Origin of the sequence: Streptomyces sp. SJL17-4 (genome assembly GCF_036826855.1) — a bacterium.
Taxonomy (GTDB): Bacteria; Actinomycetota; Actinomycetes; order Streptomycetales; family Streptomycetaceae; genus Streptomyces.
On record NZ_CP104578.1, the window covers coordinates 3148618 to 3165609 of the forward strand.

General features: G+C 69.2%; 15 protein-coding genes. 1 reads left to right on the forward strand and 14 read right to left on the reverse strand.

Annotated elements, in window-relative coordinates:
• Nucleotides 1-71: 71 nt before the first annotated feature.
• Genes N5875_RS13660 through N5875_RS13670 form a run of 3 tightly spaced genes read right to left on the reverse strand, consistent with a single transcriptional unit; the run spans nucleotide 72 to nucleotide 1604 of the window.
• Nucleotides 72-488, reverse strand: coding sequence for a DUF6113 family protein (locus N5875_RS13660; protein WP_338493916.1), 417 nt, complete (start codon nucleotides 486-488; stop codon nucleotides 72-74).
• Nucleotides 485-1375 carry an N-acetyl-1-D-myo-inositol-2-amino-2-deoxy-alpha-D-glucopyranoside deacetylase gene (gene mshB / locus N5875_RS13665; protein ID WP_338493919.1) on the reverse strand — a complete coding sequence of 297 codons (891 nt, stop codon included), beginning with the start codon at nucleotides 1373-1375 and terminating at the stop codon, nucleotides 485-487. Before mshB ends, N5875_RS13660 begins: the two co-directional genes overlap by 4 nt.
• Before the next feature lie 34 nt (nucleotides 1376-1409).
• On the reverse strand, nucleotides 1410-1604 hold the full coding sequence (locus tag N5875_RS13670) for a hypothetical protein (RefSeq protein ID WP_187622349.1): 195 nt from the start codon (nucleotides 1602-1604) through the stop codon (nucleotides 1410-1412).
• A gap of 180 nt (nucleotides 1605-1784) precedes the next feature.
• On the opposite strand from N5875_RS13670, the gene N5875_RS13675 reads away from it, so the two are divergent.
• Nucleotides 1785-3977, forward strand: a complete 2193-nt coding sequence (locus tag N5875_RS13675; protein WP_338493927.1) for a prolyl oligopeptidase family serine peptidase — start codon at nucleotides 1785-1787, stop codon at nucleotides 3975-3977.
• A gap of 1 nt (nucleotide 3978) precedes the next feature.
• On the opposite strand, the gene N5875_RS13680 is transcribed toward N5875_RS13675, so the two are convergent.
• The 11 genes from N5875_RS13680 to N5875_RS13730 form a co-directional block, all read right to left on the reverse strand.
• On the reverse strand, nucleotides 3979-4917 hold the full coding sequence (locus tag N5875_RS13680; protein WP_338493930.1) for a hypothetical protein: 939 nt from the start codon (nucleotides 4915-4917) through the stop codon (nucleotides 3979-3981).
• A gap of 338 nt (nucleotides 4918-5255) precedes the next feature.
• The gene (locus N5875_RS13685; protein WP_318209046.1) at nucleotides 5256-6389 is read right to left on the reverse strand and encodes a dipeptide ABC transporter ATP-binding protein; all 1134 of its coding nucleotides are present in this window, start codon (nucleotides 6387-6389) and stop codon (nucleotides 5256-5258) included.
• Nucleotides 6382-7365: an ABC transporter ATP-binding protein gene (locus tag N5875_RS13690; RefSeq protein WP_338493934.1), complete on the reverse strand. Its 984-nt coding sequence runs from the start codon at nucleotides 7363-7365 to the stop codon at nucleotides 6382-6384. The genes N5875_RS13685 and N5875_RS13690 overlap by 8 nt, the downstream gene beginning before the upstream one ends.
• 6 nt (nucleotides 7366-7371) lie before the next feature.
• Nucleotides 7372-8358 (reverse strand): ABC transporter permease, encoded by a 987-nt coding sequence (locus N5875_RS13695; RefSeq protein ID WP_318209044.1) that lies wholly within the window; start codon nucleotides 8356-8358, stop codon nucleotides 7372-7374.
• A complete protein-coding gene (locus N5875_RS13700) occupies nucleotides 8351-9274 on the reverse strand; it encodes an ABC transporter permease (RefSeq protein ID WP_318209043.1) in 924 nt (307 codons plus the stop codon). The genes N5875_RS13695 and N5875_RS13700 overlap by 8 nt, the downstream gene beginning before the upstream one ends.
• A gap of 128 nt (nucleotides 9275-9402) precedes the next feature.
• Nucleotides 9403-11028, reverse strand: coding sequence for an ABC transporter substrate-binding protein (locus tag N5875_RS13705; RefSeq protein ID WP_318209042.1), 1626 nt, complete (start codon nucleotides 11026-11028; stop codon nucleotides 9403-9405).
• A 179-nt stretch (nucleotides 11029-11207) separates the two neighbouring features.
• Nucleotides 11208-12317 carry a dipeptide ABC transporter ATP-binding protein gene (locus tag N5875_RS13710; RefSeq protein ID WP_318209041.1) on the reverse strand — a complete coding sequence of 370 codons (1110 nt, stop codon included), beginning with the start codon at nucleotides 12315-12317 and terminating at the stop codon, nucleotides 11208-11210.
• Nucleotides 12310-13368: an ABC transporter ATP-binding protein gene (locus N5875_RS13715; protein ID WP_338493938.1), complete on the reverse strand. Its 1059-nt coding sequence runs from the start codon at nucleotides 13366-13368 to the stop codon at nucleotides 12310-12312. Before N5875_RS13715 ends, N5875_RS13710 begins: the two co-directional genes overlap by 8 nt.
• Nucleotides 13369-13385: 17 nt before the next feature.
• Nucleotides 13386-14336, reverse strand: a complete 951-nt coding sequence (locus tag N5875_RS13720; RefSeq protein WP_338493941.1) for an ABC transporter permease — start codon at nucleotides 14334-14336, stop codon at nucleotides 13386-13388.
• On the reverse strand, nucleotides 14329-15255 hold the full coding sequence (locus N5875_RS13725) for an ABC transporter permease (protein WP_338493943.1): 927 nt from the start codon (nucleotides 15253-15255) through the stop codon (nucleotides 14329-14331). Before N5875_RS13725 ends, N5875_RS13720 begins: the two co-directional genes overlap by 8 nt.
• A gap of 91 nt (nucleotides 15256-15346) precedes the next feature.
• Complete coding sequence (locus N5875_RS13730; RefSeq protein ID WP_338493945.1) at nucleotides 15347-16990, reverse strand: ABC transporter substrate-binding protein; 1644 nt, start codon at nucleotides 16988-16990, stop codon at nucleotides 15347-15349.
• Nucleotides 16991-16992: the final 2 nt, after the last annotated feature.

Sequence of the window (16992 nt, forward strand, 5' to 3'; positions counted from 1 at the left end):
CCGACCCGTGGGTGACTGACGACGGTCAATCCGGCCGAAGTCAGGGCGTCTGCGGACTCAAGTCGTCCTGTTCACGGGATCGGTCGGGGCACTCGGGCCAGCGTGGTGCACATCACAGCGATCGCCATGCCTCCGAAGAGGAAGAGCAGCTCGCCGACGCCTCCGCCGAACGCCCCGTCGCCCTCCGGGCGTCCGAGGCTGAGCAGGATGACGGCGACGAGCCAGCCGACCGCGCCCGCGACGACGCCGACCTGGTTCTCGGTGGCTCGCAGTCCTCCGTAGAAGAGGGCGGCGGTCGCAAGGAGGGCGAGGACCAAGCCGCCGGGGAGCCAGGCGGCTTGGACGAGGGCGCCCGCGATGCCGACGAGGGCGCCGAGGACGGCCAGGCCCGCGTACCAGGCGAATCGGGCGTTACGGGAGACGGTGGACGCGGTGCGCGTGGTCGGCGCGGTGGGCTTCGCCGGCGTCGCGGGGGGCTTGGGGCTCATGCGGTCACTCCGGCGAAGAGGTCCGTCTCGCGGGTGCCGGCGGGGGCGCCCGGGACGCCTCGTACCAACTCGTAGTACTCGGTGGTGAAGATCGGCTGGCCGAGGTCGTTCGAGAGGGCGAAGAACGGGCCGTCGACCGCGACTTGGGTGGCGTGCGCGGCCATCGCGGCGCTCTTGCGGGCCGTGTGCTCCGGTCCCGCGTCGATCTCGGCGGTGATCCGGTCCTCGTCGACGACGCCGGGGACGTCGTCGATCGCGGCGGCGGCGGGGAAGGCGGAGCCCTCGGCGCGCAGCCGGGCGAAGCCGGCCTCGGCGACCGGGCGCGGAACCCGGTTCCAGTAGATCTTGGCGATCGTGTGGGCCGGTCCCAGGTCGGGGCGGTAGGCCGGGTCGGCGGCCAGTTCCGCGGCGCGCATGGCGACCCGGTGGGCCTGGATGTGGTCCGGGTGTCCGTAGCCGCCGTCGGGGTCGTAGGTGACGAGGACCTGCGGGCGGGTCTCCCTGATCACCTCGACGAGGTACGGGGCGGCGGTGTCGACGTCCGTGTTCCAGAAGGCGTTGGCCCGCTTGTTCTGCTCGACGCCCATCATTCCGGAGTCGCGGAAGCGCCCGGGGCCGCCGAGGAACCGGTGGTCGGTGACGCCGAGCTCGGCCATCGCGGCGGCGAGTTCGCCGACCCGGTGCGGGCCGAGCCGGTCGTCCCGGTCGGGGGCCAGGTGGGCGAGTTCGGGCGGGATGACCTCGCCCTCCTCGCCGAGCGTGCAGGTGACCAGGGTGACGAGGGCGCCCTCGGCCGCGTACCTGGCCATGGTGGCGCCGTTGTTGATCGACTCGTCGTCCGGGTGCGCGTGCACGAGCAGCAGACGGCGGGCGGGGAGATCGGACATGTCCCCACCCTACGAGGTCGGCGCGCGGGGGCGCTCAGAACTTGAGGCCGCCGACCATGTTCGCCACGTTCGTGGTGAGGGTGCTGATGGACGGGGCGATGGACGAGCTCGCCAGGTAGAAGCCCAGGAGCGCGCTGACCGCCGCGTGGCCGGCCTTCAGTCCGGATTTCCGGATCAGAAGGAAGACGACGATCGCCAGCAGCACCACCACGGAGATCGAGAGTGCCACGGCGGTCACCTCCACACTTCTTCGGTCGGATATTCGAGTGGTTCGGTCGATCAGCATGTGCCAGGGGGCAGGCCCGTCGGATGCATACCCACCTAGCGCTACGGATCATAACTATCCGTGCCGCCGCATCGATCGGCGGACGGAGGCACGAGGGGGGCGCACAGCGCTAGTTTCAGCCGCATGACCTCGTCTCGACAGCAGCCGGCCACACCCTCCGCCGGGCTCTCCTTCCCCCGCCGTCACGCCCGGACCCAGCGGTTCACCCTGGGGGTTCCGCGTGCCTTCTCGGTCTCCCCGGACGGGGAGCGCGTCGTCTTCGTCCGGGCCGCGTCCGGTGTGGACCGTACGCACCGGCTCTGGGTCCTCGACCTGCCCCGCGACGGCGGCGCGCCCGTGGAGCGGGTGGCGGCCGATCCGGAGGTGCTGCTCGCGGGCGGCGAGGAGGAGTTGTCGCCGCAGGAGCGGGCGCGCCGGGAGCGGAGCCGGGAGGGCTCGGCGGGCGTGGTGGCGTACGCGGTGGACGGGGCCGTGGAGTTGGCGGCCTTCGCCCTGTCGGGGCGGCTGTTCGCGGCGGAGCTGCGGGCGGGGACGGCGCGGGAGCTGCCGGTGCCGGGGCCGGTGATCGACCCCCGTCCGTCGCCGGACGGGCGCCTGGTCGCGTACGTGACGGAGGGCGCGCTGCGGGTGGTGGGCGCGGACGGTTCGGGCGACCGGGAGCTGGCCGTTCCGGAGGAGGCGCATGTGTCCTACGGATTGGCCGAATTCATCGCCTCGGAGGAGATGACCCGGGACCGGGGTCACTGGTGGTCTCCCGCCTCGGACCGGCTGCTCGTGGCCCGCGTCGACGACCGGGCGGTACGGCGCTGGTGGATCGCCGACCCCGCGCATCCGGACCGGGAGCCGCAGTCGGTGGCGTACCCGGCGGCGGGCACGGCCAACGCGGACGTGCGGCTGTTCGTCATGGACCTCGACGGGGTCCGCACGGAGGTGGAGTGGGACCGGGAGCGGTATCCGTACCTCGCGCGCGTGCACTGGTCGGCGGCCGGGGCGCCGCTGCTGCTGGTCCAGGCGCGGGACCAGCGGGAGCAGTTGTTCCTCGCGGTGGACCCGGAGTCCGGGGAGACGACGACCGTACGGGCGGAGCGGGACCCGGTGTGGCTGGAGGTGCTGCCGGGGGTGCCGGCGTGGACTCCGCCGGGACCCGGCCCGGGAGGCACCCGCGAGGGGCGGCTCGTACGGCTCACGGACGAGACCGGGGCGCGGGCCCTGGCCGTGGGCGACGAGGTGCTGACGGATGCCGCGCTGCACGTCCGGGCCGTGCTCGACGTCGGGGAGGACGACGTCCTCGTGTCGGCGTCGGCCGGCGCCGAGGCGGCGCTCCCGGAGACCGGCGAGATCCATGTGTACCGGGTGACCGGGGAGGGCGCGGAGCGGCTGTCCGAGGGCGTCGGCGTGCACGGCGCGGTGCGTTCGGGGGCGGTGACCGTCCTGGTGTCGGCGCGGCCGGAGGCGCCGGGGAGCGTGGCCCGGGTGCTGCGGGACGGCGAACAGGTCGCGGTGGTGGCCTCGTACGCCCAGGATCCGTTGCTCCGCGCGCGCGTGCGGCTCACGGAGGCCGGCGCGCGGCGGATCCCTTGCGCGGTGCTGCTGCCCTCGGGGTACGAGGAGGGTGACGGGCCGCTGCCGGTGCTGATGGATCCGTACGCCGGTCCGCACGGGCCGCGGGTGCTCGCCGCGCACAACGCGCATCTGACGTCCCAGTGGTTCGCCGACCAGGGCTTCGCGGTGGTCGTGGCGGACGGGCGGGGCACGCCGGGCCGCTCCCCCGCCTGGGAGAAGGCGATCGCCCGGGACTTCGGGCCGACCCTCGACGACCAGGTGGACGCCCTCCAGGGCCTCGCCGGGCGCTTCCCGCTGGATCTGGAGCGGGTGGCGATCCGCGGCTGGTCGTACGGCGGCTATCTGGCGGCGCGGGCGGTGCTGCGGCGCCCCGACGTCTTCCACGCGGCGGTGGTGGGGGCGCCGGTGACGGACTGGCGGCTGTACGACACCCACTACACCGAGCGGTACCTCGGCACTCCGCAGGACGATCCCGAGGTGTACGCGGCGCAGTCGCTGCTCACCGACGACGGGCTCTCCACGCCGGAGGTGCCCGCGCGGCCGATGATGATCGTCCACGGTCTCGCGGACGACAACGTGGTCGTCGCGCACGCGCTGCGGCTCTCCTCGGCGCTCCTCGCGGCCGGCCGGCCGCACGAGGTGCTGCCGCTGTCCGGGGTCACCCACATGACGCCGCAGGAGCAGGTCGCGGAGAACCTGCTGCTGCTCCAGGTGGACTTCCTGAAGCGGTCCCTCGGCGGGAAGCGGGACTGAGTCACCAGCCGGGCGGCGGCGGGTAGGGCGGGGCCGGGGGCGGCATCCCGGCCGGCGGGTACGGGCTCGGCGCGCCGGCGGGGGCGCCGCGCCCGGCGAGGAGGACGAGCACCGCGATACCGGCGAGCAGCCCGAAGAAGGCGGTGAGGACGCTCAGCCGGCCGGCGGTCGGGAGGTCCCCGAGGTGGCCGATCAGTTCGTAGCGGGTGGTCCTGGCGACCTCGGCGATGCCGCCGACCGCCAGGAACGCCCCGGCGAGCAGTCCGAAGGCCCGGCTGTGGCGGGCCCGTACGAAGGCGGAGACGGCGGCGGTCCCGTACAGGGCGACGAGGATCAGCGACAGCCAGCCGGGCGGGGGCGCGAGGGCCGCCTTCATGATGGACCGGCCGCCGGTGAAGCGGTCGACGGTGATCTCCACGGGCAGTTCGGTGGCCCAGTACAGCTCCCACAGGGCCACGACGAGCGCGCCGGCCGCGAGGAGGACGCCGGCGGCGACGGCGGGGCCCGTACGCGGGCGCGTGGGGAGCGGCTCGTACGACGCGGTGGCCGGGCGGCGGCCGGCGGCGGCGGTGACGATCAGAGCGGCGGCGAGGGCGAGTTCGACGAGCGCGGTGACGAGGGCGCCGCTGTCGGGCTCCCAGAGTCCGGGCAGGCGCAGGGCGAGCGTGACGGTGCCGGTGGCGGCGAGCGCGGAGGCCGCGTGCCGGGAGCGGATCGCGGCGGCGGCCGCGGCGACGGAGACGACGAGCAGCACGGCGTCGGTCAGGGAGGTGGCGGACCGTCCCCGGACGAGGAGGTGGTGGTCCCCGGCCCAGTGCCAGGCGAGGTCGACGGGCAAGCCGAGCGCGGCGAGATCCTTGAGGATCCACACGGCGGCGGTGAGGGCGAGCGCGGCGCAGAGCGCGGCGCCCGTGAGACGTGCCGGTCGTGTCACAGTCACGGTCCCGATACTCACGGTCGCCACCGACCGAAACAAGCGGTTCCGGGAAACCCACCCGCACCGCTTGGGGACGCCCACGCCGGCGAGTGAGCCGAAGGGCGCGCCGGGGGAACAGCCCCCGAGCGCGCGGAGGCCCGTGAGGAACGATCGGGCCGAGCACGGTCGGGGCTGCGAGCGCGGCACCAAGCGCCCGGAGGCGAACCGAGCCCAAAAAAGAGGGGTCCGGGCCGGGGCTACATGGCGCGCCCCGGCCCGGTTTCACGGCACCCGCACGGCCGTACGGTGTACAGACTGCCGTGTTCGTATATCGGATCCGATTCCGTCAAGTTGCCTGTGCGTTAAGGCGATTCGGGCTTCTTGAAGAGGCCGGGGCCGTTGTCCGGTGGCGTCTCGGGGCCGTTGTCGGTGTTCTCCGTGGGGACGACGTGCTTCTCCTCCGCGAAGTGGCAGGCCGAGTCGTGTTTCGCCGGGCTGTCCGTGAGGCGGAAGACGGCCGGGACGGCGAGGAGCGGGACTTCGAGGGCGCAGCGTTCCTGGGCCTTCCAGCAGCGGGTGCGGAAGCGGCAGCCGGAGGGGATGTTGGCCGGGGAGGGGACGTCGCCGGTGAGGATGATGCGTTCGCGGTGGGCGCGCGCCTCGGGGTCGGGGACCGGGACGGCGGAGAGCAGCGCCTGGGTGTACGGGTGGGTGGGGTGGTCGTAGATCTGCGCGTCGCTGCCGATCTCGACGATCCGGCCGAGGTACATGACGCCGACCCGGTCGGAGATGTGCCGGACGATCGACAGGTCGTGGGCGATGAAGACGTACGACAGGGAGAACTCGGTCTGGAGGTTCCCCATCAGGTTGATGACCTGTGCCTGGACGGAGACGTCGAGGGCGGACACGGGTTCGTCGGCGACGATGATCTCGGGCTGGAGGGCGAGGCCGCGGGCGATGCCGATGCGCTGGCGCTGGCCGCCGGAGAACTGGTGCGGGTAGCGGTTGATGTATTCGGGGTTGAGGCCGACGACGTCCAGGAGGTCCTGGACCTTGCGGCGCCGGTCGCCCTTGGGGGCGACCTCGGGGTGGATCTCGTACGGCTCGCCGATGATGTCGCCGACGGTCATGCGCGGGTTGAGCGAGGTGTACGGGTCCTGGAACACCATCTGGATGTTGCGGCGGACCGCCTTGAGGGCCTTGGGCGACAGGGTGGTGATGTCGTCGCCCTTGTAGCGGATCGAGCCGGACGTCGGCCGTTCCAGGTTGACGAGCATCTTCGCGACCGTCGACTTGCCGCAGCCGGACTCGCCGACGATGCCGAGGGTCTCGCCGGCGGCGAGGTCGAAGTCGACGCCGTCGACCGCCTTGACCGCGCCGACCTGCTTCTTGAAGAGGACACCCTGGGTGAGCGGATAGTGCTTGTGGAGGTCCCTGACTTCGAGGATCGCCTCGCCCGACCGGGTCTTCGCGGCGGTCACAGCGGTCTCAGCCATGGAGGCACTCCTTCCAGAAGTGGCAGGCGCTGGCGCGCGGCACCGGGGACTCGGTCACCTCGTAGAGCGGGGGCACGTCGGTGCGGCAGCGGTCCCGGGCGAGGGGGCAGCGCGGGTTGAAGGCGCAGCCGGGCGGGATGTTCAGCAGGTTGGGCGGCAGGCCCTTGATCGCGTACAGCTCCTGGCCCTTCTGGTCCAGGCGCGGGATCGATTCGAGGAGGCCCTTGGTGTACGGGTGGGCGGGGGCCTTGTAGATCTCGTGGACGGGGGCCTGTTCGACGATGCGGCCCGCGTACATGACGGCGATCTTGTCGGCGACGTCGGCGACGACGCCGAGGTCGTGGGTGATGAGGATGAGGCCCATGTTGAGTTCGCGCTGGAGCTCGGCGAGCAGGTCCATGACCTGGGCCTGGACGGTGACGTCGAGGGCGGTGGTGGGCTCGTCGGCGATGATCAGTTCGGGTTCGAGGGCGAGCGCCATCGCGATCATGATGCGCTGCCGCATGCCGCCGGAGAACTGGTGGGGGTACTGGCCGACGCGTTCCTTGGCGGCGGGGATGCGGACCCGGTCCATCAGTTCGACGGCCTTGGCCTTGGAGTCCTTGCGCGACATGCCCTTGTGGACCTGGAACATCTCGCCGAGCTGGTCGCCGACGCTGACGACGGGGTTGAGGGAGGAGAGCGCGTCCTGGAAGACCATCGCCATCTTGGCTCCGCGGATCTTGCGCCGCTCCTCCTCCTTGAGCTTCAGGAGGTCCTGACCCTGGAAGAGGATCTCGCCCTGGGTGATCTTTCCCGGGGGGATGTCGAGGATGCCCATGACGGCCTGGGCGGTGACGGACTTGCCGGAGCCGGACTCGCCGAGGACGGCGAGGGTCTCCCCCGCGTCGACGGAGTAGTCGACGCCGTTGACCGCCTTGGCGACCCCGTCCCGGGTGTGGAACTCCACGTGCAGGTCGCGCACTTCGAGCAGCATGGGTCCCTACCTCAGCTTGGGGTCGAGGGCGTCGCGGACCGCGTCGCCGAGCATGATGAAGGCGAGCACGGTGATGGCGAGCGCGCCGGAGGGCCAGAGCAGCATGTGCGGGGCGTTACGCACGTATGCGGCGGCCGAGGAGATGTCGATGCCCCAGGAGACGGTGGGGGGCTTGAGGCCGACGCCGAGGAAGGACAGCGTCGCTTCGAGCGAGATGTACGTGCCGAGGGCGATGGTCGCGACGACGATGACGGGCGCGAGGGCGTTGGGCGCGATGTGGCGGAGCAGCATCCGCGAGTTGGAGGCGCCGAGCGCGCGGGCGGCCTGGACGTAGTCGTTCTGTTTGACGGTGATGACGGAGCCGCGGGCGATGCGGGAGATCTGCGGCCAGCCGAGGAGCACCATGAAGCCGATGACGGGCCAGACGCTGTTGCTGCTGACGACGGAGAGCAGGACGAGGCCGCCGAGGATGACGGGGATCGCGAAGAAGACGTCGGTGATGCGGGAGAGGACGCCGTCCCAGCCGCCGCCGTAGAAGCCGGCGAGGCCGCCGAGGACGGAGCCGAGGATCGTGACGCCGAGGGTGGCGAAGAGGCCGACCTGGACGGAGGCCCTGGCCCCGTAGACCGTACGGGTGTAGACGTCGCAGCCCTGGCCGTTGAAGCCGAAGGGGTGGCCGGGCTGGGAGCCCTCCTGGGCCTTGGAGAGGTCGCAGTCGAGCGGGTTGCCGCTGGCGATGAGCTGCGGCCAGATGGAGATGATCACCAGGAAGAGGATGATCAGGCCGGAGATGATGAAGATCGGGTTCCGGCGCAGGTCGTGCCAGGCGTCGGACCAGAGGGAGCGGGGTTTCTTGTCGGCGCCGGTGCCCTGGGGGCCGCCCGGGGTCTTCTCCAGCGTCTCGCCCTCGTCCATCGCGAGGTCGGTTCCGCCGCCGGCTCCGGTGTGGTTGATCGCGCGGCCGTCGTCGAACGGCTGAGGCTGCTCAGGCATAGCGGATCCTCGGGTCAAGGACGGCGTACAGGAGGTCGACGAGCAGGTTCGCCACCAGGAAGACCAGGACGAGGACGGTCACGAAGCCGACGACGGTCTGGGTGTTCTGGCGGAGGATGCCCTGGTAGAGCTGGTAGCCGACGCCGTGGATGTTGAAGATCCGCTCGGTGACGATGGCGCCGCCCATGAGCGCGCCGACGTCGGTGCCGATGAAGGTCACCACGGGGATCAGGCTGTTGCGCAGCAGGTGGCGGGTGATGACCCGGTGGCGGGGCAGGCCCTTGGCGACGGCGGTGCGGACGTAGTCGGCTCGCTTGTTCTCGGCGATCGAGGTCCGGGTGAGCCGGGTGACGTACGCGAGGGAGACCGAGGCGAGGACGAGTCCGGGGACGATCAGTTCGTCGAGCGGGGCGTCGGTGGAGACGGCCGGTTTGATCCAGCCCCACTTCACGCCGAGGAGGAGCTGGAGGAGGAGGCCGGTGACGAAGGTCGGGATGGCGATGACGACCAGGGTCAGCAGCAGCACGGTGGTGTCGACGGGGTGGCCGCGCTTGAGGCCGGTGAGGACGCCGAGGCTGATGCCGATGACGATCTCGAAGAAGATGGCGACGAGGGTGAGGCGGATGGTGACCGGGAAGGCGTTCGCCATCAGCTCGGTGACCTCCTGGCCGTTGAAGGCCGTGCCGAAGTCGCCGGTGAAGACGTTGCCCATGTAGGTCAGGTATTGCTGCCAGACGGGCTTGTCGAGGCCGAACTCCTTCTCCAGCTGGGCCGCGGTCGCCGGATCGCACTGGCGGTCGCCGCACAGTCCGGCGATGGGATCGCCCATCACGTTCACCATCAGGAAGATCAGCAGCGTGGCGCCGAAGAAGACCGGGATCATCTGCAGCAGTCGCCGGATCACATATCGACCCATGGGGGGCTCCGGGGGTTGGCTCCGGGAAGAGGGGTGGCTCCGCGTGGCGGCGGGGTGCGGAGAAGGCGTACGGCCCGGCGGCGCGGGGGTCCGCGGGCCGGGCCGTACGCCTCCGACCTGCTACGGCGTCAGTTGACCTTGATCTGGTCGTAGACCGGGACGCTGAACGGGTTCAGGGAGACGTTGGTGACCCGCTCCGAGTAGCCTGCGCTGCCGTTCTGGTACCAGAGCGGGATGGCACCCATGTCGTCGCGGAGGATGCCCTCGGCCTGCTGGAAGAGTCCGACGGCCTTGGCGATGTCGGGCTCGGCGTTGGCGTCGTTGACGAGCTTGTCGAACTCTGGGCTGGTCCACTTGCCGTCGTTGGACGAGGCGTTCGTGTAGTACAGCGGCTGCAGGAAGTTCTGGATGAGCGGGTAGTCCATCTGCCAGCCGGCCCGGAAGGGGCCCTTGAGCTTCTGCGAGGTGACCTGGTTGCGGTAGTCGGCGAAGGTGCCGACGGGGTTGCCGACGCAGGCGCGGTCGTTGTCGAGGGCGCGGTTGATGGAGTTGCAGACCGCGTCGACCCATTCCTTGTGGGAGCCGGTGTCGGCGTTGTACGAGATCTTCATGGTGCCGCCGGGGATGCCGCCGCCCTCGGCGACGAGCTTCTTCGCCTCGGCCGCGTCGTACTTGCAGAACTCGCCGCAGACGTCCTTGAACCCGCCCTCCTCGCCGAGGACCGGGGAGGTCCAGTCGACGGCGGGGGTCCGGGTCTTCTGGAAGATCGTCTCGGTGATCTGGTCGCGGTTGATGGCCATGGAGAGGCCCTGGCGGAGCTTCTCCTGGCCGGGCTTGTTCCAGGCCGGGTCGTAGAACGGGAAGGACAGGGTCTGGATGATGCCGGCGGGGACGTTGATGTACCGGTCGCCGAGGTCGGCTTCGACGTTCTTGAGCTGGGAGGCGGGGACGTCGTCGACGAGGTCGAGGTTGCCGGCCGTCAGGTCGGTGTAGGCGGTGTTGTTGTCGGTGTAGACCTTGAGGGTGATGCCGCCGTTCTGGGCCTTGTCGGCGCCGGGGTAGCCGTCCCAGCGCTTGAGGGCCATCTGGGAGCCCTTGGAGTACGAGTCGACGGTGTACGGGCCGTTGCCGACGGGTTTCGAGAGCCAGGCCGCGTGGTCCGTGAAGAAGGCCTGCGGGAGCGGGGAGAAGGCCGCGTAGCCCAGGGTGATGGGCCAGGTGGAGAACTTCTGGGTGAGCTTGACCGTGAAGGTCTGGGGGCCCGTGACCTTGAGGCCGGACATGGTCTCGGCGGTCGGCTCGCCCTTCTCGGGGTGGACCTTGTCGTAGCCCTCGATCTGGCCGAAGAAGTAGGCGTTCTTCTGGTTGTTCTTCAGGTGGGCGCCGTAGTTCCAGGCGTCGACGAAGGACTTGGCGGTGACCTTCTCGCCGTTGGAGAAGGTCCAGCCGTCCTTGACCGTGATGGTGAAGTTGGTCGAGTCGGTCGTGTCGATCTTCTCGGCGAGCATGTCCTTGGCCTCGCCGGTCTTCGGGTCGTACTGCTTGAGCCCCCGGAAGATCATGGAGAGGACCTTGCCGCCCTGCACCTCGTTGGTGTTGGCGGGCTCCAGCGGGTTCTGCGGGTCGCCCCACGAGGAACTCACGATGCCGTCGGCCCCTCCGCCACCGCCGCTGTCGTCGCCACCGCAGGCGGTCGCCGCGAGGGCGACTGCGGTGGCCAGAGCGGCCCACTTGGCGTGCGTGGCTCCGCGCATGGAGTGCCTCCCGAATGTCCTAAGTCCGACTTAGGCCCCAATATCACCTGATATTGACGGAGCTGCACCTTTACGGCCGCCGGACGGTACCCCCGAAGAGCCGGGAGGACATGACGAAGGGCGCCCCGTTCCGTACGTACGGAACGGGGCGCCCTTCGTCATGTCTGCCGGTCGGTGCGTCAGTGCACCGGCACGACCTGCTTCTCCTCGGCGAAGTGGCACGCCGAGAGGTGGGCGGCCGGGGTGTCCTGGCCGTCGAAGCGCTGCGGGATCGCCAGGAGCGGCGTCTCCTGCGAGCACTTCTCCTGCGCCTTCCAGCAACGGGTGCGGAAGCTGCAGCCCGACGGCGGGTTCGCCGGCGAGGGGACGTCACCGGTCAGGATGATCCGCTCGCGGTGCGCGCGGGCCTCCGGGTCCGGCACCGGCACCGCGGAGAGCAGCGCCTGGGTGTACGGGTGCGTCGGGTGCTCGTAGATCTGCTCGTCCGTACCGATCTCGGCCATCTTGCCGAGGTACATGACGCCGACGCGGTCCGAGATGTGCCGGACGATCGACAGGTCGTGCGCGATGAAGACGTAGGACAGGTTGTACTCGTCCTGGAGCTTCTCCATCAGGTTGATGACCTGCGCCTGGACGGAGACGTCCAGGGCCGAGACCGGCTCGTCGCAGATGATGATCTCCGGGTTGAGCGCGAGGCCTCGGGCGATGCCGATGCGCTGGCGCTGACCGCCGGAGAACTGGTGCGGGTACCGGTTGATGTACTCGGGGTTCAGACCGACGACATCGAGCAGCTCCTGCACCTTGCGGCGCCGGTCACCCTTCGGGGCCACCTCGGGGTGGATGTCGAAGGGCTCCCCGATGATGTCGCCGACCGTCATCCGCGGGTTGAGCGAGGTGTACGGGTCCTGGAACACCATCTGGATGTTGCGGCGGACGGCCTTCAGCGCGCGCCCGGACAGCTTGGTGATGTCCTGGCCCTTGTAGAAGACCTCGCCCGCGGTCGCCTTCTCCAGGTTCATCAGCAGCTTGGCGACCGTGGACTTGCCACAGCCGGACTCGCCGACGATGCCGAGGGTCTCGCCCTGGTAGAGGTCGAAGGAGACCCCGTCCACGGCCTTGACCGCGCCGACCTGCCGCTTGAAGAGGATGCCCTGCGTCAGCGGGAAGTGCTTCTTCAGGTCGCGCACCTGGAGGATCGGCTCGCCGCGCTGGACCGGAGCCTCGATGGCGGCTACGGCCTCCGCCTCGGACGCGGCCACGGCCTCGTCGTTCTTGCTGAGGTCAGCCATGGATCGTCTCCTTCCAGAAGTGGCAGGCGCTGCCGCGGCCCGGGAGGTCCGCGCCGTCCTGCTCGGTGACCGGCACGAGGGCCGGGACGTCCGTACGGCAGACGTCGTCGGCCTTCGGGCAGCGCGGGTTGAAGGCGCAGCCGGTCGGGATCCTGAGCAGGTTGGGCGGCAGACCCTTGATCGCGTACAGCTCCTGGCCCTTCTGGTCCAGGCGCGGGATCGAGGCGAGGAGGCCCTTGGTGTAGGGGTGGGCCGGGCGCTTGTAGATCTCGTGCACCGGCGCCTGCTCGACGATCCGTCCCGCGTACATCACGGCGATCTTGTCCGCGACGTCGGCGACCACGCCGAGGTCGTGGGTGATGAGGATCAGACCCATGTTGTACTCGCGCTGGAGCTCCGCGAGGAGGTCCATCACCTGGGCCTGGACCGTCACGTCGAGCGCCGTGGTGGGCTCGTCCGCGATGATCAGGTCCGGCTCCAGGGCGAGCGCCATCGCGATCATGATGCGCTGGCGCATACCGCCGGAGAACTGGTGCGGGTAGTCGTTGACGCGAGCCGCGGCGGCCGGGATCTTCACCCGGTCCATCAGCTCGATCGCCTTGGCATTGGCCTCCTTCTTGGAGAGGCCCTGGTGCACCCGGAACATCTCGCCGAGCTGGTAGCCGACGCTGAGCACGGGGTTGAGCGAGGACAGCGCGTCCTGGAAGATCATCGCGATCTTGCTGCCGCGCACCTTGCGGTGCTCTTCCTCGGACATCTTGAGCATGTCCTGACCGCGGAAGAGGATCTCTCCCTTGGTCACGAACCCGGGCGGGGTGTCGAGGATGCCCATGATGGCCTGCGCGGTCACGGACTTGCCGGAACCGGACTCGCCGAGGACGGCGAGGGTCTCGCCGGCGTTCACGGAGTACGAGACACCGTTCACGGCCTTGGCGACGCCCTCACGGGTACGGAACTCGACGTGGAGGTCGCGTACGTCGAGCAGCGGACCGTCGTGGGTCTCGCCGTCGCGAGGCGCCGGAACGCTCGCGGTCTTGTCGATGGTGGTCACTGCGTTCGTCCTTACTCTCAGCGCAGCTTCGGGTCGAAGGCGTCACGGACCGCGTCGCCGAGCATGATGAAGGCGAGCACCGTGATAGTGAGCATTCCGGACGGGAACAGCAGCGGGTGCAGACCCGACGAGATGCGGTCCTGCGCCTCGGAGATCATCACGCCCCAGGAGATGGCCGGGGGCCTGATGCCGATACCCAGGAAGCTCAGGGTCGCTTCCGCGCCGATGACCGCACCGAGCGAGATCGTGGCGACCACGATCAGCGGGGTGACGGAGTTCGGCAGGACGTGACGGAACATCATCCGCGAGGTGGAGGCACCGAGCGAGCGGGCGGCGGCCACGTAGTCGGCCTGCTTGACCTGCATCACGGCGCCGCGCATGACGCGGGCCATGGACATCCAGCCGACCGCGGTCAGCGTGAGGACCACGGCCATCACGCCGGCGTTGCGCATGCCCTTCTCGTCACGGAAGTTGTTCAGGATGACGATCGCGGCGAGCAGCAGCGGCAGTCCGAAGAAGACGTTGGTGACGAACGAGAGGAGGGCGTCCGTCCACTTGCCGAAGAAACCGCCGAGGACACCCACGAGGCCGCCGATGACCAGGGAGAAGGCGGTCGTCAGCACACCCACGATGATCGAGTTGCGGGTGCCGTGGATGGTCTGCGAATAGACGTCGCAGCCCTGGAAGTTGTAGCCGAACCAGGCGCTGCCGCTGGGGCCCTCCATCGAGTGCTTCAGGTCGCACGCGAGCGGGTCGACACTGGTGAAGAGGCTCGGGAAGGCGGCGATGGACAGGATCCCGACGATGAGGACCGCCGAGACGATGAACATCGGGTTGCGGACCAGGTCCCGGAAGGCGTCCTGCGCGAGACTGCGGGTCTTCTCCTGCTTGGCCGGGGCCTGAGCGGGCGCGGTGGGGCCGGCGGGGTCGCCGACGGCCGTGTCGGTCTTCTGGGTCGTGTCACTCATAGCGAATCCTCGGGTCAAGCACGGCGTACAGCATGTCCACGACCAGCGCAGAGATCAGATAGACGAGCACCAGCAGGCTGACGAATCCGACGACCGCCGGTCCGTCCTCCACGTTCAGCGAGGTGAACAGCTGGTAGCCCACGCCGGGGATGTTGAAGATGCCCTCGGTGACGATGGCGCCGCCCATGAGGGAGCCGAGGTCGGCGCCCAGGTAGGTGACGACCGGGATCAGCGAGTTGCGCAGCACGTGGATGCCGATGACCCGGCTCTTCGGCAGGCCCTTGGCCTTCGCGGTGCGGATGTAGTCGGCACGGAGGTTCTCCGCGACCGACGCCCGTGCGAGACGCGCGATGTAGGCGAGCGACACCGAGCCGAGCACCATACCCGGCAGCAGATAGCTGGAGAAACCGTCGTCGGTACCGGAGACGGGGAACAGTCCCCATTCCATGCCGAAGAAGGTCTGCGTGACATTGCCGAGCACGAAGATCGGGACGGCGATGACGGTCAGGGTGGAGACGAGCACCAGGTTGTCCATGAAGCTGCCGCGGCGCATGCCCGCGAGCACGCCGGCGACGACGCCGATGACGAGCTCGAAGGTGAAGGCCACACCGGCGACCTTCAGCGTCTCGGGCCAGGCCTCGGCGAGAAGCTCGACGATGGGCCGGCCCTGGTTGATGGACTCACCGAAGTCGCCCTGGAGCAGGCCGCTGAAGTAGTACCAGTACCTCACGAAGAACGGGTCGTCGAGGTGGTACTGCGCGGTGAGCGTCGCTCTGATGTTGTCAGGTACGGGCTTCTCGCCGTACAGGTTCTGGATGGGGTCGCCACCCATCTGCGTGACGAGAAAATAGACGATCAACGTGGTGCCGATGAAGACGGGCACCATCTGAAGGATTCGTCGGATGACGAACCGGCCCATGGATCCTCCTCGCGAGAAGCGGCGGGGGCTGGTGTTGCCCGCCCCCGCCGCCGTTCTCGACTCTTAAAAGTGGGTCAGATGCCTGAGGCTGTTAGGCCTTGGAGATCTTGGTGACGTCGACCCGGTTGAAGAGGTCCATCTCGACGTTCGACACGTTCTTGCTGTGCGCGAACACGTTCTTGCCGAAGCGCAGCGGGATCACCGGCATGTCCTGGACGAGGACGTCCTCGGCCTGCTGCCAGAGCTTGATGGCCTCGGCCGGCGTCTTCGCGGCGCGGCCGTCCTCGACGAGCTTGTCGAACTTCTTGTTGCTGTAGCCGTAGTAGTTCGAGGAACCACCGGTGGTGAACAGCGGGCCGAGGTAGTTCTCCATGGACGGGTAGTCCATGATCCAGCCCATGCGGAACATGCCGGAGAACTTCTTCTGCTCGACCTGGGTCAGCAGCTCGGCGAACTGCGGGACGGCCTGGCCGACGCAGTCGACGCCGAGGTTCTTCTTCACCTGGTTGCAGGTGGCGTCGACCCACTCCTTGTGACCACCATCGCCGTTGTAGCCGATGTTGATCTTGTTGCCCTCGATGCCGCCGACGCTGTCGAGCAGCTTCTTGGCAGCGGTCGGGTCGAACTTGCAGGCGTCGCCACAGGTGTTGTCGCGGTAGCCGCCGACGACCGGGGAGACGAACGAACGGGCCGGGGACTGCGAGTCGTTGAGGATCACCTTGGTGATCTCTTCCCGGTCGATCGCCATGGAGATCGCCTTGCGGACCTCGGGCTTCGAGTACTTCTTGTCGTACGTCGGGAACGACACGAACTGGAAGGTCGAGGCCGGGGAGGACTTGAAGCGCTCACCGAACTGCTTCGGGGCGTTGGCCAGCTCCGAGCTCGGGACCTGCGGGATGACGTCCAGGGCGCCGGCGACGACGTCCTTATACATCGTCTCCTGCTTCTGGTAGATCTTGTACGTCACCGAGTCCACGTTGGGCTTGTTCGTGCCCGTGTAGTCAGGGTTCTTGACGACCTTGATCGACTTGTTGTGGTCCCACTTGCCCTCGATCTTGAAGGCGCCCTGGCCGATCGGAGCCTGCTCGTACGCCTTGATGTTGGCGATGGCGGAGTCCGGCAGCGGGTAGAACACCGTGTAGCCGAGGACGGTCTTGTAGTCGGCGAAGGGCTTCGCCAGCTTGACCGTGAAGGTGGTGTCGTCGACGACCTTGAGGCCCGACATCTCCTTGGCGCTCGGCGCGGGGGCCTTCTTCGGGCCCTCCTCGCCGTCCGGGTCCGCCGGGTTGAGGGCGTCGTAGCCCTCGATGGTGGCGAAGAAGTAGTTGCCGTCGGCCGCGTTCGGGCCGTAGGCGCCCCAGTTCCAGCCCTGGACGTAGCTCTTGGCGGTCACCGGAGTGCCGTCGTGGAACTTCTGGCCCGGCTTGATCTTCACGGTCCAGAGCGAGTTGTCCGTCGTCGTGATCGACTGGGCGGCGTCCTCGACCGGCTGGTTCTTGTCGTCGTAGCTGACGAGCGGACGGAACAGCGCGTCCAGCACCTGCGAGCCCTCGGACTCGGTCGTGGTCTGCGGCACAAGGCGCTTCGGCTCGGAGATACCGACGCTCACCGAGCCGCCGGCCTTGGCCTTGCCGTCCTTGCCTTCCGTGCCCTTGTCGTTCCCGCCACAGGCGGTTGCTGCCAGGGCGACGACGATCGCGCCCGCTACCCACTTGGCGCTCTTGGCACCGCGCATGG